At 70.1% G+C, this 22,647-nt stretch carries 21 protein-coding genes; 11 read left to right on the top strand and 10 right to left on the bottom strand.

Features of this window, described 5'->3' with window-relative positions:
• The first annotated feature begins 4 nt into the window (after positions 1 to 4).
• From sorB to AC3FMM_RS17600, 3 genes are all read left to right on the top strand, one after another.
• Entirely contained in the window at positions 5 to 658 is a 654-nt protein-coding gene (sorB, locus tag AC3FMM_RS17610) for a SorB family sulfite dehydrogenase c-type cytochrome subunit (RefSeq protein WP_488687182.1), read from the top strand.
• A gap of 99 nt (positions 659 to 757) precedes the next feature.
• Positions 758 to 1,144: an ArsR/SmtB family transcription factor gene (locus tag AC3FMM_RS17605; RefSeq protein ID WP_111521173.1), complete on the top strand. Its 387-nt coding sequence runs from the start codon at positions 758 to 760 to the stop codon at positions 1,142 to 1,144.
• The gene (locus tag AC3FMM_RS17600) at positions 1,134 to 1,619 is read left to right on the top strand and encodes an SRPBCC family protein (protein ID WP_115712819.1); all 486 of its coding nucleotides are present in this window, start codon (positions 1,134 to 1,136) and stop codon (positions 1,617 to 1,619) included. Before AC3FMM_RS17605 ends, AC3FMM_RS17600 begins: the two co-directional genes overlap by 11 nt.
• 133 nt (positions 1,620 to 1,752) lie before the next feature.
• Here AC3FMM_RS17600 and AC3FMM_RS17595 read toward each other — a convergent pair whose 3' ends face one another.
• The 6 genes from AC3FMM_RS17595 to AC3FMM_RS17570 all read right to left on the bottom strand — a co-directional run bounded on the left by AC3FMM_RS17595 (position 1,753) and on the right by AC3FMM_RS17570 (position 8,266).
• On the bottom strand, positions 1,753 to 2,778 hold the full coding sequence (locus AC3FMM_RS17595; protein WP_488687258.1) for a porin: 1,026 nt from the start codon (positions 2,776 to 2,778) through the stop codon (positions 1,753 to 1,755).
• Between the two features lie 55 nt (positions 2,779 to 2,833).
• On the bottom strand, positions 2,834 to 3,844 hold the full coding sequence (locus tag AC3FMM_RS17590; protein ID WP_115712818.1) for a Bug family tripartite tricarboxylate transporter substrate binding protein: 1,011 nt from the start codon (positions 3,842 to 3,844) through the stop codon (positions 2,834 to 2,836).
• A gap of 102 nt (positions 3,845 to 3,946) precedes the next feature.
• A complete protein-coding gene (locus tag AC3FMM_RS17585) occupies positions 3,947 to 5,092 on the bottom strand; it encodes an acyl-CoA dehydrogenase family protein (RefSeq protein ID WP_488687181.1) in 1,146 nt (381 codons plus the stop codon).
• 43 nt (positions 5,093 to 5,135) lie between these two features.
• Positions 5,136 to 6,359 (bottom strand): acyl-CoA dehydrogenase family protein, encoded by a 1,224-nt coding sequence (locus tag AC3FMM_RS17580; RefSeq protein ID WP_326347207.1) that lies wholly within the window; start codon positions 6,357 to 6,359, stop codon positions 5,136 to 5,138.
• A gap of 12 nt (positions 6,360 to 6,371) precedes the next feature.
• Positions 6,372 to 7,046, bottom strand: coding sequence for an enoyl-CoA hydratase/isomerase family protein (locus tag AC3FMM_RS17575; RefSeq protein WP_115712814.1), 675 nt, complete (start codon positions 7,044 to 7,046; stop codon positions 6,372 to 6,374).
• The gene (locus tag AC3FMM_RS17570) at positions 7,043 to 8,266 is read right to left on the bottom strand and encodes a CaiB/BaiF CoA transferase family protein (RefSeq protein WP_115712812.1); all 1,224 of its coding nucleotides are present in this window, start codon (positions 8,264 to 8,266) and stop codon (positions 7,043 to 7,045) included. Before AC3FMM_RS17570 ends, AC3FMM_RS17575 begins: the two co-directional genes overlap by 4 nt.
• Before the next feature lie 197 nt (positions 8,267 to 8,463).
• Between AC3FMM_RS17570 and AC3FMM_RS17565 the strand changes: the two genes are divergently transcribed.
• The 4 genes from AC3FMM_RS17565 to AC3FMM_RS17550 all read left to right on the top strand — a co-directional run bounded on the left by AC3FMM_RS17565 (position 8,464) and on the right by AC3FMM_RS17550 (position 14,168).
• On the top strand, positions 8,464 to 9,396 hold the full coding sequence (locus AC3FMM_RS17565) for a LysR family transcriptional regulator (RefSeq protein ID WP_115683721.1): 933 nt from the start codon (positions 8,464 to 8,466) through the stop codon (positions 9,394 to 9,396).
• 229 nt (positions 9,397 to 9,625) lie between these two features.
• Positions 9,626 to 10,879 (top strand): alkyl sulfatase dimerization domain-containing protein, encoded by a 1,254-nt coding sequence (locus AC3FMM_RS17560; protein WP_414248912.1) that lies wholly within the window; start codon positions 9,626 to 9,628, stop codon positions 10,877 to 10,879.
• Positions 10,880 to 10,906: 27 nt separating this feature from the next.
• Positions 10,907 to 11,941, top strand: a complete 1,035-nt coding sequence (locus AC3FMM_RS17555; RefSeq protein WP_488687180.1) for a Bug family tripartite tricarboxylate transporter substrate binding protein — start codon at positions 10,907 to 10,909, stop codon at positions 11,939 to 11,941.
• A 208-nt stretch (positions 11,942 to 12,149) separates the two neighbouring features.
• Positions 12,150 to 14,168, top strand: a complete 2,019-nt coding sequence (locus AC3FMM_RS17550) for an alkaline phosphatase D family protein (RefSeq protein ID WP_488687179.1) — start codon at positions 12,150 to 12,152, stop codon at positions 14,166 to 14,168.
• Positions 14,169 to 14,192: 24 nt separating this feature from the next.
• Here AC3FMM_RS17550 and AC3FMM_RS17545 read toward each other — a convergent pair whose 3' ends face one another.
• Both AC3FMM_RS17545 and AC3FMM_RS17540 read right to left on the bottom strand, forming a co-directional pair.
• A complete protein-coding gene (locus tag AC3FMM_RS17545; RefSeq protein ID WP_116314681.1) occupies positions 14,193 to 15,122 on the bottom strand; it encodes a 2-hydroxyacid dehydrogenase in 930 nt (309 codons plus the stop codon).
• A 2-nt stretch (positions 15,123 to 15,124) separates the two neighbouring features.
• The gene (locus AC3FMM_RS17540; RefSeq protein WP_115712803.1) at positions 15,125 to 15,895 is read right to left on the bottom strand and encodes a class II aldolase/adducin family protein; all 771 of its coding nucleotides are present in this window, start codon (positions 15,893 to 15,895) and stop codon (positions 15,125 to 15,127) included.
• Positions 15,896 to 16,007: 112 nt separating this feature from the next.
• Between AC3FMM_RS17540 and AC3FMM_RS17535 the strand changes: the two genes are divergently transcribed.
• Both AC3FMM_RS17535 and AC3FMM_RS17530 read left to right on the top strand, forming a co-directional pair.
• Entirely contained in the window at positions 16,008 to 16,724 is a 717-nt protein-coding gene (locus tag AC3FMM_RS17535; RefSeq protein WP_240987852.1) for a Crp/Fnr family transcriptional regulator, read from the top strand.
• A gap of 152 nt (positions 16,725 to 16,876) precedes the next feature.
• Positions 16,877 to 17,260, top strand: a complete 384-nt coding sequence (locus AC3FMM_RS17530; RefSeq protein WP_488687178.1) for a hypothetical protein — start codon at positions 16,877 to 16,879, stop codon at positions 17,258 to 17,260.
• An 88-nt stretch (positions 17,261 to 17,348) separates the two neighbouring features.
• On the opposite strand, the gene AC3FMM_RS17525 is transcribed toward AC3FMM_RS17530, so the two are convergent.
• Positions 17,349 to 18,245 (bottom strand): LysR substrate-binding domain-containing protein, encoded by an 897-nt coding sequence (locus AC3FMM_RS17525; protein WP_116314683.1) that lies wholly within the window; start codon positions 18,243 to 18,245, stop codon positions 17,349 to 17,351.
• 112 nt (positions 18,246 to 18,357) lie between these two features.
• On the opposite strand from AC3FMM_RS17525, the gene phnA reads away from it, so the two are divergent.
• Together phnA and AC3FMM_RS17515 are read left to right on the top strand one after the other, a co-directional pair.
• Entirely contained in the window at positions 18,358 to 19,578 is a 1,221-nt protein-coding gene (phnA, locus tag AC3FMM_RS17520) for a phosphonoacetate hydrolase (protein ID WP_115712795.1), read from the top strand.
• A gap of 84 nt (positions 19,579 to 19,662) precedes the next feature.
• A complete protein-coding gene (locus AC3FMM_RS17515) occupies positions 19,663 to 21,354 on the top strand; it encodes a Na/Pi cotransporter family protein (RefSeq protein ID WP_488687177.1) in 1,692 nt (563 codons plus the stop codon).
• Positions 21,355 to 21,410: 56 nt separating this feature from the next.
• Here the strand turns inward: AC3FMM_RS17515 and AC3FMM_RS17510 are convergent.
• Positions 21,411 to 22,647 (bottom strand): acetate--CoA ligase (locus tag AC3FMM_RS17510; RefSeq protein WP_488687176.1); only part of this gene is annotated, 1,237 nt, incomplete at its 5' end.

Genomic DNA, 22,647 nt, shown 5'->3' with positions numbered 1-22,647 from the left:
CGCCATGAAAGCAACCATCGCCCCCGCGCTGCTGGCGCTCGCCCTGCTCGGTGCCAGCCATGCCGGCGCCGCGCCAAAAGACATCAAGTTGCCGGCGGAGAACGTCAAGCTCAAGCCGGCCAGTCTTCCTGGCTACGGCATCGCCATGCAGAAATGCGCGATCTGCCATTCGGCCGACTACGTCTCCTACCAGCCGCCCGGGCTGAGCCTGGCGCAGTGGACCACCGAGATGAAGAAGATGCAGCAGGCCTACGGCGCACCGATCGACGATGCCGAGGTCGAGCAGCTGGGCGCCTACCTGGCGGTGGCCTATGGCTCTGCCAAGGCGAAGGATCCCGAGATCGTGGCGATCGCGCAGAAGGCGCTCAAGCCGGCTGCCGAGGCGCCCGCGCCTGCGGCCGCGGCCAGCGTCGACGTGCAGGGGCTGCTGGCGAAGAACGCCTGCCTGAGCTGCCACAGCGCCACGCAGACGATCGTCGGCCCGGCCTATCACGAGGTTGCGGTGCGCTACAAGGGCGACCCGCAGGCCCAGGCCAGGCTGGAAGCCAGCATCCGCGGCGGCAGCAGTGGCAAGTGGGGGGCGGTGCCGATGCCGCCGTTCGCCGGCCTGAAGCCCGAGGAAGTGAAGGCCCTGGCGGCCTATGTCCGCCAGCAATAGGCTCGACCGCACTGCCCTGACGGCAAGACGCCCCGGCTGGTCCGGGGCGTCTTGCATTTCGGCCTTGCAAGTTCCGGCCGGCTTCTTATACTTAGCCGCATGGCTAACCATTGTGCCGAGTTTGCAGACGTGTCCCAGGCTGTCGATCTTTCTCCGCTGTCCGGCGTGTTCTACGCGCTGGCGGACCCGACCCGCCGCGCCATCGTCAGCACGCTCGGGCGTGGGCCGGAAACGGTTTCGGCGCTGGCGGCGCCGTTCGCGATGGCACTGCCCTCGTTCATGAAGCACCTGCAGGTGCTGGAGCGCAGCGGCCTGATCCGCTCGCGCAAGACGGGGCGCGTGCGCACCTGCGAGCTGGTGCCGCAACCGCTGTCCGACGCGCAGCAATGGCTGGCCGACCAGCGCGCCCTGTGGGAGGCCCGTACCGACCGCCTGGCGGCCTTTGTCGAAGCACCTGATCAAGAGGAACAGTCCCATGACGAATGAAAACGCCGCCGGCCCGGAAGGCCACGACCTGGTCATCTCGCGCCTGCTCAAGGCCCCGCGCGCCAAGGTCTGGCGCGCCTGGAGCGATCCGCAGTTGCTCAAGCAATGGTGGTGCCCCAGGCCCTGGACCACCGAGGTCCGCGCCTTCGACATGCGTCCCGGCGGCGCCTTCCATACCTTCATGCAAGGCCCCGATGGCGGCACCAGCGACAACCCCGGCTGCTTCCTCGAGATCGTGCCGATGGAGAAGATCGTCTCCACCTCGGCGCTGGTCGCGGGGTACCGGCCCGGCACGCCGTGGCTGTCGATGACCGCGGTCATCACCATGGCCGACGAGGGCGACGGCACCCGCTACATCGCCCGCGTGATGCATCCCGACGAGGCCACGCGCAAGCAGCATGAGGAGATGGGATTCTATGAGGGCTGGGGGACCTGCATTACGCAGCTGGAGGAGTTTGCGCAGCAGTTGAAGTGAGGGTGGCGGTGCCGGTGCGTCGGCATCGCTGTGGGTGTTCTCCCCTCTCCCGCAAGCGGGAGAGGGAGTACACAAGCGGGAGTTGGAAAGCTTGAGGCAATGATGTCGCTGCGGGTTTTCCGGTGTCCGCTCTTCAAAACCGGTGCCGCAACCCCACGCTCACCGACTTCGCATCATCCCCGCTGCCCGGATCGATCACGATGCTGTTGTTGCTGACGCTGCCGCCGGCGCTGTTGTGCACCAGCACCGCGCGCACGTAGGCCGTGGTGCGCTTGCTCAGGTCGTGGTCCCAGCCCAGCGTGACTGCCAGCGGCCGCTGGCCGCCGCCGAGGATCTGGCGCTTGAGCGCGGCGGCCTTGAAGGTGTCGCGCGGGGTCACGGCCCAGCTGAAGGTCACGCCGTAATGGCGGGCCGAGCGGGTCTCGGGCCGGTCGCTGCTGGCCGCGCTGAACAGCAGCCCGATCTCCACCGGCTTGAAGCGGTACGAGCCGCCGACGAAATGATTCGACGTCAGCGTCGGCTCCACCGGCACATTGGCGCCCGAATACATCCCCTGGTAGCTGTAGAACGCATAGGCGTTGCCCGCCTCCCAGGTCGCGTTCATGCCGAAGTTAAGCCCGGAGCGCGCCGACCCCGGCACCTCGCCCGGCGCCACCGCCGCGCCGAAGGCGAAGCCGCCCCACTTGGGCGAGAAGTACTGCACGGCGTTGTCGAAGCGCGCGCCGTAGGCCACATGTCCGGTGCCTTGCGATGCGGTCGCGCTCAGCAGGTTGAACGGCGACACCGCGCCATTCAGCAGGAACGGGTCCAGCCGCAGCAGCGCATAGAACGACGGCGTGTACTGCCGCCCCAGCCGGACCTCGCCCCAGCCGCCTGACAGGCCCAGGTAGGCCTGCCGCCCGAACAGCCGGTTGTTGCCGAAGAACTCTGTGCCGGTGTCGATATTGAAGCCCGACTCGACCAGGAAGTTGGCCTTGAGCCCGCCGCCGAGGTCTTCGATGCCGCGGATGCCCCAGCGCGACGCGGCCTGCTGGCCTTCGCGCATGCGCACCACGCTGTCCGAGCCCTTGGCGTATTCGATCGATGCGTCGACCACGCCGAACAACTGCATGGTGCCGGCCGCGGCATTGCCCGCGGCCAGGGCCACGCCCATCGCCATCCACTGTGTTGCCTTCACGCTCCCTGTCTCCCGTTCTCGTTGTGGTGTGTCTGCCCTACTTCGCCTGCAGCCCCGCGACCTTCACCACCTCGCCCCATGCAGCCAGGTCGGCGCTGACCAGCTTGCCCAGGTCCGCGGGACTCGACGGCGCGGCCGGCTGCAGGTTCAGCGCGGCGAATCTGGCGCGGTCCGCCGGGCTCTGCAGGATGCGGTTGACCTCGGCGTTGAGCCGCTCGACGATGGGCGCGGGCACGCCCCTGGGCCCGAAGATCGCGACCCAGCTGGCCTGCTGGAACGGCACGCCCTGCTGCGACATGGTGGGCACGTCGGGCGCGGTCAGCAGGCGCTCCGGGCCGGACACCGCGATGCCGCGGATGCGGCCGGACTTCAGGTGCGGCACCGCGGAGATGGCATCGGTAATGCCGATGGTGACGTGGCCCGCGGCCAGGTCGTTGCTGCACTGGGTGGCGGTCTTGTACGGAATGTGGCGCAGATGGATGCCGGCCTTCGCCTTCAGGTATTCCATGGCCAGATGGCCGCCGGAGCCGACGCCCCACGAGCAATAGGCCAGCTCCGTCTTGCTGCTTTTGGCATAGGCGATCAGTTCCCGCAGGTTGTGCACCGGCACGCCGGCGCTGACCGCCAGCAGGTTGCCGCCGGGCTGGCTGGGCCGCGCGATCGGCGTGAAGTCCTTGAGCGGGTCGTACGGCAGCGACGGCGTGGTCCACGGGTTCACCGTCATGGTCGCGGCATAGGTGAACAGCAGCGTGTAGCCGTCGGGGGCGGCGCGCGCCACGGTCTCGTTGGCGATGATGCCGTTGGCGCCGGGACGGTTGTCGACCACCACCGGCTGCTTCAGCCCCGCGGTCAGGCGCTCGGCCACCAGCCGCGCGGTCTGGTCGGTCACGGTGCCCGCGCCCGACGGCAGCACCATGCGGATCGGCTTGCTGGGGTAAGGTGCCTCGGCGTGCGCGCTGGCGGCGCCCGCCAGGATCAGCGCCGCGGCCAGGGCCGTGCGCGTGGCGCGCGCCCGGTGGGCGTGGGCGCCATTGTGCTGGCTGCTCATATTGCTGTCTCCGTTGCGGCGCATTGGCCGCGCATGCCGGTACGTTGCCGGCGTGTCGTCAGCGGGCGCGCCGGATTTCCCGGGCGCCCGCGCTGAACCGGCTCAGGCCTGCGCCTGCGCCGCGTGATCGAGTGCCGCCAGCCGCTCGTAGTGCCAGTCGGCATCGCCGAACAGGTTGGCATGCGCTGCCAGTCGCTTGTAGCAGTGGCCGACTTCGACCTCGTCGGTCATGCCGACGGCGCCGTGCAGCTGCACCGCGTCCTCGCCCAGCGCGCGCCCGGCATCCGAGACAAAGGCCTTGGCGTGGGAGACCGCGCGCATGCGCGCGACCGGATCGCGCTGCAGCGCCTCGGCCGCGGCTTCGGTGATGGCCCGCGCCTGCTCGACGCTGACATAGAGGTCCACCAGCCGGTGCCGGATCACCTGGCTGGCGGTCAGCGGCCGGCCGAACTGCTCGCGCGTCGCCAGGTAGTCGCGGGTCAGGTCGAAGGCGCGCGACATGGTGCCGACGGCCTCGGCGCAGGCCATCACGGTGGCGCGGTCGATGGCGGCCTCCACCAGCGGCCAGGCGCCGTCGCACGCGCCGATGCGCGCGCTGTCCGGCACCACGGCGCGGCGCAGTGTCACGCTGGCGGTCTGGCGGCCGTCGTAGGTCGGCAGCGCCTCGACGCTCACGCCGCGCGTATCGGCCGGCACCGCGAACAGGGTCAGGCCATGGCGCTCGCGGCGCTGGCCACCGGTGCGCGCCAGCACCAGCAGCAGGCCGGCGCTGCCGCCGCCCAGCACCAGCGTCTTGCGGCCGTCCAGGCTCCATTGCCCCGGGGCGTGGGCGTGCGCGGTGGTGCTGATATCGAACGCGTCATAGCGCCCCTGCGTTTCCCAGGCGGCCAGCGCCAGCATGGCGCCGCCTTCGGCCATCGCCGCCGCGGCGGCCGCATGGGCGGGATCGCCGCAAGCTGCCAGCAGCGGCGCGCACAGCGCGGCATTGGCCAGCCACGGCTCGGCGGGCTGGGCGCGGCCCAGTTCTTCCGCCAGCAGCGCCTGGTCGGCGGCGTCGCCCAGGCCGCCGCAGGCTTCCGGCAAACCCAGCGCCAGCCAGCCCATCTCGGCAAACGCCCGCCAGTGCGTACGCGAGAACCCGTCCGGCTCGGCCAGCGCGGCGCGGCGCTGCTCGAAGCCGTAGCCGCGTTCGACATAGCGCCGCACGCTGTCGCGCAGCATGCGGCGATCGTCCGTTGCATCGCTCATCTGTTCGTGTCCTTATGCAGAGGTTGCAGCCACCTTGGCCGCGCTACAGGCCCAGCACCTGCTTGGCCAGCAGCTCGTGCTGGATCTCGCTGGAGCCGCCGGCGATGGTGTAGCCGCGCGTGACGAAGCGGCGCGCCGACGCCGCGGCGGCGTAGGCGGAGCGCCCCGGTTCCGGCGCGGCGGGCTCGAAATGCGCGGCGCGGTCGTAGGCCAGCGTGTCGGGGCCCAGCGCGTCGACCGCCAGGTTCTCGATGTCCTGGATCAGCCGGCTGCCCAGCAGCTTGAGCATGCCGGTCTCGGGCCCCAGCGCCTGGCCCGCGCGCGCCTGCCGGCGAAAGCGCAGCACGGTGGCCGCCAGCGCCTCCAGCCGTACCTCCAGCGCGCGCAGCCGGCGCGCGAACCACGGCCGCTGCAGCAGCGGCTGGCCGCCCTCTTCCAGCTCCGCGCCGATGGCGCGCACCTTGGCCAGGCGGCGGCGGTTCTCGGCCACGCGCGCCAGGTTCAGCCGCTCGTGCTCGAGCAGCGACTTGGCGATGGCCCAGCCGGCGTTCTCGTCGCCGACGCGGTTTGCCACCGGCACTTCCACCTCGTCGAAGAACACCTGGTTGAACAGGTGCCAGCCGTGGATGCCGACCAGCGGCCGCACGCTCACGCCGGGGCTGCGCATGTCGATCAGCAGGAAGCTGATGCCCTGCTGCGCGCGCGCCGCGGTATCGGTGCGCACCAGGCAGAAGATCCAGTCGGCGTACTGCGCGTACGAGGTCCAGATCTTGCTGCCGCTGACCACGTAGACCTCGCTGCCGTCGGCCCGGGTTCTGCGCACCGCGCGCGTCTTCAGCGAAGCCAGGTCGGAACCGGCGTTGGGCTCGGAATAGCCCTGGCACCACCAGTGCTCCTGGTTCAGGATGCGCGGCAGGAAATACTGCTGCTGCGCCGGCGTGCCATAGCGGATCAGGATCGGCCCGATCATCTCGAGGCTGATGCCGCCGCTCTCGGGCGCGTGCGCCAGCACCAGCTCTTCCTGGAACACGGCGCGGCGCTCGGCGCTCCAGTCGCAGCCCTGCCAGGCCGCCGGCCAGTGCGGCACCAGCCAGCCGCGCCCGGCCAGCCGCTGCTGCCAGTCGACCAGCTCCTGCTTGCTGAGTTCCAGCCCGAAGCGGACTTTCTCGCGCACGGCATCGGGCAGCGCGCGCGCGACGAACGCGCGCACCTCGTCGCGGAAGGCCTGCAGCGCGGCCTCGTCGTCGTGGATAAGGGAATCGGTCATGGTGTCTGTCTTCTAAGCGTTCTTGTCGCGCGCAACCGAGGCCGCGCGCATGCCGCCCTTGATCGCGGCCACGCCATCCGCCGGAAAGCCGCCGATGGTGGCCGCCAGCCCGCGCGCGCGGTCCAGCACCTGGGCGTCGTCGACCATCTCGGTGGCGATGCCCAGTCGCAGCAGCTCCGGCGCGGGCACGCGGTCACCCAGCAAACACAGGCGCGCGGCCACGGCTTCGGTGTGGCGCAGCGCCAGCCACTCGGCATTGCGCGGCGCCGCCATGCCCAGGCGGATCTCGCCGATCTGCAGGAAGGCGCCGGCGCCGCACACCAGCAGGTCGCCGGCCAGCGCCAGCGCCGCGCCGCCATTGATGGCATGGCGCTCGAGCGCCACCACCCAGGCCTTGCGGCTGTGCCGCAGGCCCTGATGCACGCGCTCCCACACCGGCGCGAACGCCGCCAGCCCGCCGGCTTCGGCCTGCAGCGCCTGCAGGTCCAGGCCGGAACAGAAGCCGCCGTCGGCGCCGCGCAGCAGCACCGCGCGCACGCTGTCGTCGGCGGCCAGGGTCTCGATCGCGTCGCCCAGCGCGCGCGCCAGCGCCATGTCGATGGCGTTGCGGCGCGCCGGGCGGTTCAGCACCAGCTCGGCCCAGCCGGCGTGACGCTGCAGCAGGACGGCAGGCTGCGGCGCGTTCATGCTGCCTCCTGCTGCACGTGTTCCACGCCGATGTTGCGGGCACGGGCCATGGCGTCGATCTCGGCGGCGCCGTAGCCCAGTTCCGCCAGCACCTCGGCGGTATGCTGGCCAAGCCGCGGCACCGCAGGGAGTCCGCCGGCGGGCAGGCCGGCCATGGTGAAGGGCAGCCCGGGCAGCTCCAGCCGGCCGCCCTCGCCGTCGTCGACCGCCTGCAGGATGCCGCTGGCACGCACGTCGGGGCTGGCCTTGACCTGGTGGTAGTCGCGCACCACGCCCACCACCACCTGGTGCCGCTCCAGCAGCGCGCGCGCGGCATCGCCGCTCAGGTGGCGCAGCGCGTCGTGCAGGATGGCCAGCAGCGCGGCGCGGTGCCGCACCCGCAGGGCATTGCTGGCAAAGCGTGGGTCGTGCGCCAGCGCCGGCTGGCCGATGGCTTCGCACAAGCGCGTCCAGTGTTCGTCGAGATAGGCCGACAGCACGATATGGCCGTCGGCCACCGCGATCACGTCGGCGGCCGGCGCGGCCTTGGGCTGGCTGTTGCCGCTGCGCACGGGCAGCGCGCCGGAGCACTGGTATTCGGCCCACAGTTGGGCCTGCAGCTGCACCCCCACCGACAGCAGCGAAGTCTCGATGGTCGCGCCGGCGCCGGTGCGCTCGCGGCGGAACAGCGCGGCCAGGATGGCATTGCCGGCCGCCAGCGCGGTGGCCGCGTCGATCAGCGCGAAGCCGGCCTTGAGCGGCTGCCCGCCGGACTCGCCGGTGACCGACATCATGCCGCTCTCCGCCTGCGCGGCGATATCCAGCCCGGGCCGCGTGCGCGACGGCCCGCGCGTGCCGAAGCCGCTGATCGAGGCATGGATCAGGTCGGGACGCGCGGCGCGCAGCGTCGCGGCGTCCAGCCCCAGCGCTTCCATCACGCCGGCGCGGGTGTTGTGCAGCACCACGTCGCTGGCCAGCGCCAGGCGGCGCGCCGCATCCAGCCCGCCGGGCGTGCGCAGGTCCAGCGCGATGCCGCGCTTGCCGCGGTTGTAGGCCAGGAACATCGGGCTCTGCGGGCTGGTGCCGTCGAAGCGCCGCGCGCTGTCGCCGCGCAGCGCCTCGACCTTGACCACGTCGGCGCCCAGGTCGGCCAGCATCATGGCCGCGCCCGGCGCCGCGATGAACTGCCCGAACTCCGCCACGCGTATGCCTGCCAGCGGCAGGTCTTGCCGGTTTGCCATGCGGTGTCACTCCTTGAAGTCGCCGGCGCGGCCGGCGGTTGGCGTCGATGCGGAGCGATCATGCGTGAGCACCGCGCCTCACGGCAGATGCCAAAATGGCTGCGGTGCAAACCACGGGTTAGCACCCCGGGTTATCCCGAACCCCGCGGATTGCCGCTATGCTGGGCGCCCTGGCCATCGTCTGTACGGGACCCTCCATGCGTCTGAACCAACTCCAGGACTTCATCGCCGTGGCCGAGCACGGCAGCATCCGCGCCGGCGCCCGTGCCCGCGACGTGTCGGCGCCGGCACTCACCAAGAGCATCCGCCAGCTCGAGGAAGAGCTGCACGTGCCGCTGCTGACCCGCACCACCCGCGGCGTGGTGCTGTCGCGCTATGGCGAGGCCTTCCTGCGGCGCGCGCGGCTGATCGCCACCGAGGCGCGCAAGGCCAGCGACGAGATGCGCCAGATGCTGGGCGCGCGCAACGGCGTGGTGCGCGTGGGCGCCACCGGCGGCCCGGCGCACCTGCTGCTGCCGGCGGTGCTGACGCGCTTCCGGGCCCAGCATCCGGACGTGCTGGTCTGCATCGACAGCGGGGTCTATCCGATGCACCTGGACGACCTGCGCGCGGGCGTGATGGACATGGCGGTGAGCCCGGTGCCGGACGAGGGCATCGAGCGCGAGTTCACTTGCGAGCCGCTCTACAACAACGATTCGGTGGTGGTGGCGCACCGCGAACATCCGCTGCGGCATGCGCGCCGCCTGCGCGAGCTGGTGGGTTCGGACTGGGTGCTGACCGGCCAGCGCATGCAGGGCCCGGGCGCCGCCATCCTCGATGCCTTTCGCGAGCACGACCTGCCGCTGCCGCGCGTGGCGGTGCGCTGCGACACCATCGGCATGATCCAGTCGCTGCTGCAGGACCGCCACCTGCTGTGCATGCTGCCGCGCCAGCTGGTGCCGGGACAGCTCGCCGCCGCCGGGCTGGTGCCCTTGCCGATCGAAGACCGGCTGCCCAGCCACCGGGTCAGCCTGATCTACCGCGCCGATTCGCCGATGACGCCGGTCGCCGCGCAATTTGCCACGCAGCTGCGGCGCGAAGTCCACTACCTGACCCACCTGCCCGACAGCCCGCTGCGCCGCCCCGCCTAGGTCGCGCCTGGCGCGCGTTAGCGCAGCGCGCGGCGCGCGGGAACTGCCAGCAGCGGCTCGGTGCTAACCAGCGGTTTACACCTGAAATTCCCGAACCGCCGCCGGGCCGCGCCGGCGCTGGCTTTGCAGCCGGCGCGCCGCGGCGCGGCGGGATTTTCCCCAATCCCTGCGCAGTGCCTTCTTGCCTGACAGTGGCACCGGACACTAACCGGATAGCAGGGAGGCAAGCATGCAAGACATCGAAGACCGGCCGTCGGCGCTGGTCACGGGCACGGGGATCGACAGCGCCGGCGACGGCGTCTGGCTGCTGCACGGGCAGGGCCAGAGCTTTGTTGCCGATATCGGCGGCGGCCTGCTGGTGGTCGACAGCGGCCCCGGCGGGCGCGTCACGCGGGGCATGATCGAGGCGCTGCGCACGCAGACCAGCCTGCCGGTGCTGGCGATCTGCTACAGCCACGGCCACCTGGGCTACAACGCCGGCCTGCAGCAATGGCTGGACCACGCCGCCGCGCGCGGCGAGCCCGCGCCGCGCGTGCTGGCCCACGTCAACGTGCTGGCGCGCCAGGCGCGTTACCGCGAGACCCAACGCATGCAGCAGCGCATGGCCGAGATCCAGTTCCGCCAGCCGGCCGGCGCGCTCGCGGGCAAGCTGGTCCATGTTGCCCCCACCGAGACCTTTGCCGACGGCGTGACGCTGGGCCACGGCGAGCGCCGCGCCGAAATCCTGTGGGCGCCGTCCGAGACCGACGACGCCGTCGCGGTCTGGCTGCCGGGCCGGCGCGTGCTCTACGGCGGGCCGGCGGTGATCGACTCGATCCCCAACATCGGCACCCCGTTCCGCACCATGCGCGACACCGTGCGCTGGGCCGATACGCTGGAACGCCTGGCGGCGCTGCAGCCGCGCGCGGTGGTGCGCGAATTCGGCGCCACCGTGCAGGGCGAGGCCGAATGCCAGCGCGTGCTGGGCGAAACCGCGCGCGCCCTGCGCTGGCTGCGCGCCGAGGTGGTGCGGCTGATGAACGCGGGCTGCAACGAGCGCCAGATGCTGGCCGCGCTCCAGCCGCCCGCGGCGCTGTTCGACCAGCCCTGGATGCGGCCCACCTACGGCGACCCCAGCTACATCGCGCGCGATATCTACCGCTCGGAGAACGGCTGGTGGGACCGCAACGCGACCACGCTGCACCCGGCGCCGCCGCAGCAGGCCGCGGCGGAGATCGCCGCCGCCGTGGCCGACCACGCCGCGCTGCTGCGCCACGCGCAGGCGCTGGCCGAGCGCGGCGATACGCAACTGGCCCTGCACGTGATCGACGTGCTGGCGCTGGCACCGGATAAAACCCCGAGCGTGCGCGAGGCGCGCCGGCTCAAGGCGGCGTGGCTGCGCCAGCGCGCCACGCAGGTGCGCAGCTATGTGTCGCGCAGCCTGTACGACGCGGCCGCCGATGCGCTGGAGAGCGCAGCGGCGGACAACTTCGGCCTGCATTAGCCATGCCCTCTGCATCAGGGAGACACCATGCCAGACATCGAGCCATGCACCACCCTTGCAGCCCCGGCCACGCTGTGGCCAGACCCACGGCGGCGTGCGCTGCTGCGCGGGCTGGCCGCACTCGGGATGGGCGCCGCGGCGGCTTCGCTATACGCCGGCAACGGCTGGCCCGCGCGGCCGATCCGGCTGGTGGTGCCGACCCCGCCGGGCGGCGGCACCGACCTGTTCGCGCGCACGCTGGCGGCATCGCTGGGCAAGGCGCTGGGCCAGACCATCGTGGTCGACAACAAGCCGGGCGCGAACGGCATCATCGGCAACGATGCCGTGGCCAAGACCAGCCCCGACGGCTACACGCTGCTGTTCACCTACGCCGCCGCGGTGGTGATCAACCAGACCTTGCAGCCGAAGCTGCCGTATGACGGCCTGCGCGACCTGCTGCCGGTGGCGCAGATCGGCGCAGGCGGCAATTTCCTGGTGGTGACGCCGGACTTCCCGGCGCGCACGCTGAAGGAATTCGTCGAGCAAGTGCGCAAGCGCCCGGATGCGTACGACTACGGCTCATGGGGCATCGGCTCGGGCGGCCACCTGACCATGGCGGCGCTCGCCATGCAGACCGGCCTCCGGCTGCGCCACGTGCCGTACAAAGGCGTGGCGCCGATCCTGGCCGACTTGCAGGGCGGCGTGATCAAGGCGGGCTTCGTCGATACCTCGTCGTCGCTGCCGCTGCTCCGCGCCGGCAAGCTGCGCGCGCTGGCGGTCAGCGGCACGCGCCGCGCCCCGGCCACGCCCGAGGTGCCGACCATGACCGAGCAGGGCTATCCGTTCGACACCGACAGCTGGTACGGGCTATTCGCGCCCGCCGGCACCAGCGCCGCGATCGTGCAGCGGCTCAATGCCGAGGTTAACCGGCTGCTGGCGGACGCTTCCATGCGCGAGCGCTTCCTGCAGCTGAACATGGGCATGGCGCCGGCGAAGACCCCGGAGCAGTTCGCGCAGACGGTGCGCGCGGATGTGGGGGTGTGGGGCAAGGTGATACGGGCGAACAACATCAGCGTCGACTGATGCCGGTGGTGCCGTGAGGCGGCGGCGCCGCCAGCCAGTCGACTTCTTCCTATACCGATGTCGGAGCTTCACCGACAGCGCCTGCCCTACCCAGCCACTAGTATCGATTCAGAAAAACAGCACGCCCCACGAAGACCCGGTGCCGCAAGCGGCATCCGGGCACGGCTGCGCGCTGCATGGAGACCGCAATAACAGAAGGAGGAGCGCCATGGACCGCCGCCAGTTTCTCAAGTGGGGCAGTTTCCTGACCGTTACCGTGGCCACCGGCGGGCTCAGCGCCTGCGGCGGTGGCGATGACGATCCGGCGCCGGAACCGGATACCGGCAACCCCGAGAACTTCAACTTCGTGCACGGCGTGGCCTCGGGCGACCCGCGCCCCGACAGCGTGATCGTGTGGACGCGCGTGGAAGGCAGCAACGGCAGGCGCCCGGTGGTGGTGCGGCTGCAGGTGTCGACGCAGCAGGATTTCGCGCCGCCGACGCTGCTGGTCAACCAGCCGCTGATGGCCCTGCCGGACTGGGACTACACCATCCGCAACAAGGTCACGGGCCTGAGCCCGGGCACGCGCTACTTCTACCGCTTCCTGCTGGGCAACCGCCCCAGCACCACCGGCCGCACCCGCACCGCCGCCGCGGCGGGCACCCCGCTGGAACAGCTGCGCTTCGCCTTTGTCAGCTGCCAGGACTGGAATGCCAACCACTGGGCCGGCATGGAAGAGCTGGTGCAGCAGGACCTGGACTTTATCGTCCACGTCGGCGACTACATCTACGAAGCGGTGCCGGGCGGTTCGCGCGCCGGCAACGTCGAGGATCGCCACACCGTGCTGCAGCTGCCCAACGGCACCGTGCTGCCGGATGGCAGCGTCTACGCCACCACGCTGGACGACTACCGCTTCCTGTACCGCAGCTACCGCAGCGACGCGCGCCTGCAGGCGCTGCACGCGGCGTTCCCGATGATTGCGATCTGGGACGACCACGAGTTCTCGGATAACTGCTGGCAGGACCGCCAGACCTACAACATCACCGACGACCAGACCCCGCGCAGCGCGCGCCGGCGCGCCGCCAACCAGGCCTGGTTCGAGTTCATGCCGGCCGACGTGACGCTGGACCAGAACAACCCGTCGTTCCAGAACATACAGATCTACCGCGCCTTCACCTTCGGCAATCTCGCCACGCTGCTGATGACCGATGAGCGCCTGTACCGCGCCGACCACATCATTCCCGAGGCCTCGGTCGGCCGCTCGATCGGCAGCCTGTATTTCGTGCCGACGGCAACGCTGGCCGCGGCCGAGGCGCAGAAGATCGCGGCCGCCGGCAACGCGCTGACGCCGGTGTCGATGCTGGGCGACACCCAGCGCGCCTGGTGGCAGGACCGCATCGGCGCCGACGCCACCACCTGGAAGCTGTGGGGCAACCAGCTGTCGCTGCTGCGCATGCAGGTCGACGTGCCGCAGGCGGTGGCGCGGCTGATCGCGCGCGCGCTGGTGCTGGCCAACAACGCGCTGGCCTCGCTCGAGACCGCGATCGCCAACGCGCTGGCCGACGACCTGCGCGCGGCGCGCATCGCCGGCACCTATGCCAACCTGGCCTATACCGCGCTGCGCAACGTGCTGGTGCAGGCCGGCATCGACAGCGCCGCGTTCGACGCCAGCATCAAGCCGCTGATCGAAGCGCGGCTGCCGGCGATTACGCTGCTCGAACGCTTTATCCTCAATGCCGACCAGTGGGACGGCTTCAACGCCGAGCGCAAGAACCTGATGGCGTTCCTGAAGACCAACGGCATCCGCAACGTGGTGGCGCTGAGCGGCGACATCCACGCCTTCTTCGGCGGCCAGGTGATGGACGACTACGATGCCGCGGCGCCGGCGCCGGTGATGGTGGACCTGGTGACGGCCGGCCTGTCGAGCAACACGCTGCTCAGCTCCTTCCGCACCGTGGTCGACACCGATCCGGCCTTTGCCGCGCTGCGCGAGCTGATCTACAGCAACGTCGGCGGCACCCTCGTCAATACCTTCGATGCCACGCTGCGCGCCTTCAACCCGTGGCTGCGGCATGCCGACACCAATGCCGAGGGCTATGCGCTGGTCACGCTGACGCCGCAGAAACTGAGCTGCACCTTCCACACCCTGAAGGCGCTCGCCGGCGGCACGGCGCCGGCGCTGCCGGCCACCGCCAGCACGCGGCTGCTGGAAGTGGCGGCAGGCACGGCCGATGTGACCGTGACCTAGTGACCGTGACCCCGTGGCCGTGACCTAGTATCCGGCCTGCCGGTCCACCAGGTTCAGCAGCGCGCGCCCCTCGCGCGCGCGCCGCAGGTTGTCCAGGCATTGCCGTGCCACCAGCGGGTACGACGGATCGGCCGCGATATGCGGCGTGGCCTCGATGCGCGGATGGTTCCAGACCGGGTCGTCCGCTGCCGGCGGTTCCTTGGCGAATACATCCAGCGCCGCGCCCGCCAGGTGCCCTGCATCGATCAGCGCCACCAGGTCGGGCTCGACCACATGCTCGCCGCGGCCGACGTTGATCAGGTAGGCGCCCCGCGGCAGGCGCGACAAGGTGCGCCGGTCGAGCAGCCCCTCGGTGCGCGGCGTCAGCGGCAGCGTGCAGACCAGGATATCGCTCTGCGCCAGCATGGCGTCCAGGCCATCGTCGCCGGTGAAGTCCGTCACGCCGGGCAAGTGCTTGGCGGCGCGGCTCCAGCCGCTGACCGGGTAGCCGATGGCGGCGAACATGCGCGCCACCTCGCTGCCGATCTCTCCCAGCCCCAGCACGCCCACGCGGCACTGCGCGGCATCGCGCCCCGCGTGGCGCTTCCATTCGCCGCGGCGCTGCTGTTCGGCGTACAGGCCCAGCGCGCGGGTATGGCGCAGTGCCATCGCCAGCACGAAGCGGGCGATGCCGGCCTGCTGGCCGGGATCGACGATGCGCGTCACCGGGATATGCGCGGGCAGGTCGGGCGCGGCCAGCAGCTTGTCGACGCCGGCGGTGGCAGCGCACACCAGCCGCAGGTTGGGATAGGCCGGCACCACGCCGGGCTTCAGGCCCCACGCGATGATGGCCTCGACCTGTTCCGCGACGGCGGCCTCGCGGCCGTTCCACACGGTGATGTCGGGCGCGGCCTCGCGCAGCAGCGCGGTGATGGGAACCGCCATGAACGACGGCAGGTGGACGAGGATGGCCATGGTCAGTTGCGGTAGTCGGGGTTGATGCGGTCGAGGCGGCGCAGCAGGCCCGGCCAGGCCAGGTTGGAACCCTTGCCCTTGGTGGCCTGGCGTGCCTGCTGGCCCATGTTGGCGCTGGCGGCCTGCGGCACCCGCGTCAGCGGCGTGCCGCCGCTTTGCGCCAGGATCTGGATGCGGCACGCCGACTCCAGCGTGTACATGGTCAGGAACGCATCCGCCACGGTGCGCCCGCAGGTGAGCAGCCCGTGGTTGCGCAGGATCATCTGCTTGCAGCGGCCCAGGTCGGCCACCAGCCGCGCCTTTTCGTCCTCGCGCAGCGCCACGCCTTCATAGTCGTGATAGGCGAGCCCGGTCAGCGCGAACATCGCCTGCTGCGAGATCGGCAGCAGCCCCTCCTGCTGCGCGGAGACGGCGACGCCGTGCGCGGTATGCGTGTGCATCACGCAGCCGACTTCGGGCCGCGCCTCGTGCACGGCGCTGTGGATGATGAAGCCGGCCGGGTTGACGTCATACGGCGTGTCCAGCACGGGCTCGCCGTGGTGGTCCACCTTGACCAGGCTCGAGGCCGTGATCTCGTCGAACATCATGCCGTACGGGTTGATCAGGAACTGGTCCGGCGCGTCCGGCACGCGCGCCGAGATATGCGTGAAGATCAGGTCGTCCCAGCCGAAATGGGCCACCAGCCGGTACGCGGCCGCCAGGTCGACGCGCATCTGCCATTCGGCGTCGGAGACGCGGTCTTTTATGGATTCGACGAGCTGGACTTGCGCCATGTACGGCCTCCCGGGGCATGTGAGTGAGTCATTGGACCGCTGCATTGTCCCGGCGCCCCGCGCCAAAGTCTGTTAAGTGTTAGACAATCTCGGCTCCGGCAAGGAGGGCGATGTGGGACGTCAGGTGAAGGCCAGGGTAAAGCATGCGTTGAAAGCGGATGAACCGGTGCGCGCGCTGCCGCGCGGCGTGCTGGCCAGCGGCTGGCTGCGCAACGCGCCGCCGCGCGTGCTGGACGCCGTGGCGCTTGCCGCACGCCGCCAGCGTTTTGGCGACGGCGCGATGATCTTCGCACGCGGCGACCCGCCGACGTATTTCTGCATGGTGGTGTCCGGCCGGGTGCGCATGAGCCGGGTCAGCAGCGGCGGGCGCGAGTCGGTGTACTCGGTGATCGGGCGCGGGCGCTGGTTCGGCGAAATCTCGCTGCTCGACGGCAAGCCGCGCACGCATGATGCCTTTGCCGTCGGCAACACCGAGCTGCTGGTGCTGGGCCAGCGCGATTTCCACCGCATCCTGGCTACGCACCCGGAAGGCATGCAGCTGATCGTGCAGCAGATCTGCGCGCGCCTGCGGGTAGCCTTCGACCATGCGCAAAGCGCGGCGCAGGCCCCGGTCGACGCGCGCATGGCGGCGCGCCTGCTGGAGCTGGCCGACCGCACCGACCACGTGGTGCGCATCAGCGCGGAAGAACTCGGCGACATGGTCAGCCGCTCGCGCCAGACCGTGGCCAAGACGCTGCAGGCGTGGCAGGACGCCGGGCTGATCCGCCGCGCCTATCGCCAGATCGAACTGCTGGACCCGGCCGCGCTGAAGCGCATTGCCAGGCGATGACGCCGCGCACGGCCACCCGCGTGCGCAAATAACCTGCCTTGGCCGCGATGGCAAGACTGGTTAACGACCGTTGCAAAAACAAACAGAATGTCAGGTGCCCCGGCGCTACAGTGGTCACTCCCTGCCTGTAGGCGTTTCTAGGAGGTACACGAATGAAGCAACATCTGGCGAAATCCCTGGTCATGGCTGGCGCGATGATCGCGTCCTATCCGCTGTTCGCGCAGCAGGCCCAGCCGCTGCAGCCGGGCCAGCCGATGCCGATGACCCAGCCGACGCAATCCGCGCAACCGGTGCAGGCGATGCCTGCGGCCCCGTCGGCTCCCATGGCCCAGATGGCCCCCGCTGCCCCGGCGGCCGGTGGCAGCTACGCGCAGGCCCCCATGCCCCCGGTCCAGCCCGGCATGGCGCCGGCGCCCGCCGATGCGTCGCTGGCAGGCGGCACGATGTCGGCAGTGGATCCCGCCAGCATGAGCCTCGCGCCCGATGCCCTCGGCAGTCGCCTGGGCCAGCGCAGCACCTTCCTCGACGGCGCCTGAGCGCCGGCCGGCGTGGGCCCGCAGCGCGCGGGCCATGCGCCATGCATCCCTGCATCACGACACACGTAACACGCGGGCGCGCCCCGCCTTACTCTTCCCCGGCAGCCGCGCCCTGCTGCTGCAGCCATTCCAGGAAGGCGCGCAGGTGCAGCGGCTTGTCGGCATCGCGCGGCACCAGCGCATGGTAGGTGTTGCCCGGCGCGCGGATCGCGCCGAACGGCGTGGCGATGCGCCCGCCGGCGCGGTCCGCCTCCAGCGTGGGAAAGGTGCCGATGGCAAAGCCCAGGCTGTCCGCCACCGCCTGCAGCGTGACAAAGAAGTGGTCGAAGCGCAGCGTGCGCACCGGCAGCAGCGACGCATGCCCGGCCTGCTGCAGCCATGACTCCCAGCTGCCCGGCCGCGTTTCCGTATAGAGGAACACGCCCTCCACCAGGTCTTCCACCCCTTGCAACGGCAACTGCCGCAGCAACGCCGGGCTGGCGATCACGGTCTGGTACTCGGCAAACACCGGCATCGACTCGAACTGCTCGCCGCGCTCCAGCGTGCGCCGTATCGCCACGTCGAAGGTGCCGTTGAAGCCCGCTTCATTGCTGAAGGCGGTCGAGACCCGCACGTCGACCTCCGGCTGCACGCGTCGGAAATCATCCAGCCTTGGAATCAGCCAGCGCATGGCAAAGGTGGCCGGTGCGTTCACGCGCACCACCTTGCGCGTAGCGATGCGGCCATAGCGCTCGGACGCGGCGCCGATCTGGTCGAACGCCGTGCTGATCTCGCGCGCGAACGCCTGCGCATGGACGGTCGGCACCATGCGCTGGCCCTGGCGGATAAACAGCGGCTGCCCCAGCCATTGCTCCAGGATCTCGATCTGCCGGCTGACCGCGCCGTGGGTCAGGTGCAATTCGCGCGCGGCGGCCGAATAGCTGCCGGCGCGGGCGGCCACCTCGAAGATGCGCAGGGCGTTGAGCGGGGGCAGCTTGTGCGGCATTGTGAGATTTCCTGACAGAATCTGGAAAATAAACTCGTTTGTGAGAGTTTATCGCTTAACTTAGCATCGGTCTCAGGTAAACCCCTTCACAAAACCTGCACCAAGAGACCCCATGAGCACCCAGATCCAGGCCAACGGCCATGCCTACCAGTTGCCCGCCCGCCCCACCGTCATCGTCTGCATCGACGGCTGCGAACAGGAATACATCAACCTTGCGGTGCAGGCCGGCGCCACGCCCTTTTTCGCCAGCCTGGCCAAACGCGGCACCGTGCTGACCGGCGACTGCGTGGTGCCGTCCTTCACCAACCCCAACAACCTGTCGATCGTGACCGGCGTGCCGCCATCGGTGCACGGCATCTGCGGCAACTTCTTCTACGACACCGAAGCCGGCGCCGAGGTGCTGATGAACGATGCCCGCTACCTGCGCGCGCCCACCGTGCTGGCCGCCGCGGCACAAGCCGGCGCAAAGGTCGCGGTGGTCACCGCCAAGGACAAGCTGCGCGCACTGCTGGGCCACGGCCTGCAGGGCATCTGCTTCTCGGCGGAGAAGGCCGACCAGGCCACCATCGAAGAAAACGGCATCGACGACGTGCTGGGCAAGGTCGGCATGCCGCTGCCGTCGGTCTACAGCGCGGACCTGTCCGAGTTCGTGTTTGCCGCCGGCGTGGCCTTGCTGGAAACCGTGCGGCCCGACCTGATGTACCTGTCCACGACGGACTATGTCCAGCACAAGCATGCACCGGGTACGCCGCAGGCCAATGCCTTCTACGCGATGATCGACAGCTACCTGCAGCGCCTGGATGCGCTAGGCGCGGTCATCGGCGTGACCGCCGACCATGGCATGAACGCCAAGACCGATTCGCTCGGCAAGGCCAACATCCTGTTCCTGCAGCAGGTGCTGGACCAGCGCTTCGGCACCGATGCCACCCGCGTGCTGCTGCCGATCACCGATCCCTATGTCGCCCACCACGGCGCACTGGGTTCCTACGCGACCGTGTACCTGCCCGCCGGCACCGACCAGCGCGCCGTGCATGAGGCCATCGCCGCACTGCCCGGCATCGAGCTGGTGCTGGACAAGCGCGCCGCCAGCGAGCGCTTCGAACTGCCGCCCGACCGCATCGGCGACCTGGTGGTGGTCAGTGAACGGCTGACCGTGCTCGGCACCACGCCGGCACGCCATGACCTGAGCGGCCTCGATGCACCGCTGCGCTCGCACGGCGGCTTGTCCGAGCAGAAGGTGCCGCTGCTGTTCAACCGCAAGGTCAGCGTGCCGGCCGGCCAGCGCCTGCGCAACTTCGACATCCTGCGGCTGGCGCTGAACCACGCCGACTGAAGCGGGTGCGTGCCGGCAAGGCCGGCACGCTTCATCAGCAAGGGGTGACGGCCGCCAAGACGGTCACCACCAGGGGGCGGCGCCATGCAAATCCTGCTTTCCCTGATGTCCGGGGTTGCACTGCTGATCTGGGGCGCGCATGTGACGCGCCACGGCATGCTGGAGCTATTGGGGCCGCGCTTGCGGCTGGTGCTGGCCGCGGGCACGGCCAGCCCGGCGCGCGGCTTCCTGGCCGGGCTGGGCGTGACCGCGCTGATCCAGAGCAGCAGCGCCACGGCCTTGATGACAAGCAGCTTTGTGGCGGGAGGCCTGGTGTCGTTGCCGGCGGCACTGCCGATCGTGCTGGGTGCCGACGTCGGCACCAGCCTGATGGCGCGCTTGCTGTCGGTCGACATCTCCTGGCTCTCGCCGCTGCTGCTGGTCATCGGCATTGCCCTGCGTCTGTCCGGCAAGGACAGCCTGCGCGGACAGGCTGGCGAAGTCATGGTGGGGCTGGGGCTGATCACGCTGGCCTTGCAACTGATCCGCCTCTACGCCGCACCGCTGCTGCAGGCTCGGATCGTGCACGCGATCTTCATCTCGCTTGGCAACGACGCCCTGCTGGCACTGGTGATCGGCGCCCTGCTGGCCCTGCTCGCATACTCCAGCCTGGCCGCGGTACTGCTGACCGCAACGCTGGCCATGGGCGGCGTCATCGGCCCGGCAACCGCCTTGCCGCTGGTGCTTGGCGCCAACCTGGGCAGCGGCCTGATTGCCTGCCTCGCCAATTCCGGCGCTGCACCGGCCGCACGGCGGGTATCGCTCGCCAACCTGATGTTCCGGGTGGTGGGGATACTGGCATTCCTGCCGTTGCTGGACGCCATGCCGTGGCTGCTGGCCCGCCTGGGCAGCAGCGCCGCGACCATGGCCATCGACTTTCACATGGCCTTCAACCTGGCCCTGGCGGCAACGCTGATCTGGTTCGTCAAGCCGGTCGCCTCGCTATGCAACCGGTGGCTGCCCGATGCGCACGACCACGCAGCGCCCGGCGGCGCACGCTACCTGAGCCAGGGCGACCTGCGGCACCCGTCCGTCGCGCTGGGCAATGCCACGCGCGAAGTCGTGCGCATCGGCGACGTGATCGAGGAAATGCTCGGTGGCATGAAGCTCTCGGTGGCGGGCAACGACCGCGCCATGAACGCCCGCTGCCGCGCGCTGGACGACCGTATCGACGACCTCTATTCGTCCGTCAAGATGTACCTGACCGGCGTCGACACCGACAGCCTCGACGACGACGATACCGCGCGCTGGGACGAAATCATGCTGGTCAATATCAACCTGGAATATGCCGGCGATATCGTCGAGCGCATCCTGGCCGACCTGGACCAGCGCAAGCTGAGCCGCAACTACCGGTTCTCGGACGAGGGCAGCGCGGAACTGCTTGCGTTGTGCGACATGCTGGTAGCCAACCTGCGTACCCGGCTGTCGCTGTTCGTCGCTGGCGACCGTACCGCTCCGGCCTTGCTGCACGACTGTGCCGCCGGATTCCAGGCCCGTGCCGAGCGCTTCACCGCGCGCCACATTGCGCGTGTGGCGCAGCGGCGCACGGCAAGCGTGGAGACCAGTGCCTTGCACCTGGATATCCTGCGCGAGCTTTCGCAGATGAACTCGCTACTGTGCGCTGCGCCCGCAGGCATGCCAGGCGCCCAGCGCAGCGCCCTCGCCGAGGACCCTCCGTTCCTGCCTGCCGAACACACCGGCACGCTGCACGCACAGGACCGCCTGCTTAATCCGTGACGCCGCAAGCACCGAGAACGCTGACAGTGCGCGCGCGGGCTGCGCGCGCCGCCGCTTCAGCGTGCCTGGCCAAGCTGCTCGAGGATGGCCGGATTCTCCAGCGTCGAGGTGTCCTGCGTAATCTCTTCGCCCTTGGCCAGCGACCGCAGCAGCCGGCGCATGATCTTGCCCGAGCGCGTCTTGGGCAGGTTGTCGCCAAAGCGGATGTCCTTGGGCTTGGCGATCGGGCCGATCTCCTTGCCGACCCAGTTGCGCAGCTCGGTTGCGAGCTTGGCCGCTTCCTCGCCGCTCGGGCGCGAGCGCTTGAGCACGACGAAGGCGCAGATCGCTTCGCCGGTCATGTCGTCCGGGCGGCCCACCACCGCGGCTTCTGCCACCAGCGGGTTGGCCACCAGCGCCGACTCGATCTCCATCGTGCCCATGCGGTGCCCCGACACGTTCAGCACGTCGTCGATGCGGCCCATGATGGTGAAGTAGCCGGTGTCCTTGTCGCGGATCGAGCCGTCGCCGGCCAGGTAGAGCTTGCCGCCGAGCTCTTCGGGGAAATAGCTCTTCTTGAAGCGCTCCGGATCGCCCCAGATGGTGCGGATCATCGCCGGCCACGGGCGCTTGACCACCAGGATGCCGCCGCTGCCGTTGGGCACGTCCTGTCCGGTCTCGTCGACGATGGCGGCCATGATGCCCGGCAGCGGCAGCGTGCACGAGCCCGGCACCAGCGGCGTCGCGCCCGGCAGCGGCGTGATCATGTGGCCGCCGGTCTCGGTCTGCCAGAAGGTGTCGACGATCGGGCAGTTCTCATTGCCGACGTTCTTGTAGTACCACATCCACGCTTCCGGGTTGATCGGCTCGCCCACGGTGCCGAGCAGGCGCAGGCTCGACAGGTCGTACTGCTTGGGGTGGATCTTCTCGTCGGCCTCGGCGGCCTTGATCAGCGAGCGGATCGCGGTCGGCGCGGTGTAGAAGATGCTGACCTTGTGGCGGGCGATCATGTCCCAGAAACGGCCGGCGTTCGGGTAGGTCGGCACGCCCTCGAACACCACCTGGGTGGCGCCGGCCGCCAGCGGGCCGTAGGCGATATAGGTGTGGCCGGTGACCCAGCCGATGTCGGCGGTACACCAGAACAGGTCGTCGGGCTTGATGTCGAACGACCACTTCATCGTCATCAGCGCCCACAGCAGGTAGCCGCCGGTGCTGTGCTGCACGCCCTTGGGCTTGCCGGTGGAGCCCGAGGTGTAGAGCACGAACAGCGGATGCTCGGCGCCGACGGGTTCGGCCTCGCAGGTATCGGGCTGG

This window comes from Cupriavidus sp. 207A1 (assembly GCF_057798955.1).
Note: the sequence above shows the minus strand (reverse complement) of the source record. Positions and strands in the feature narration are given on the sequence as shown.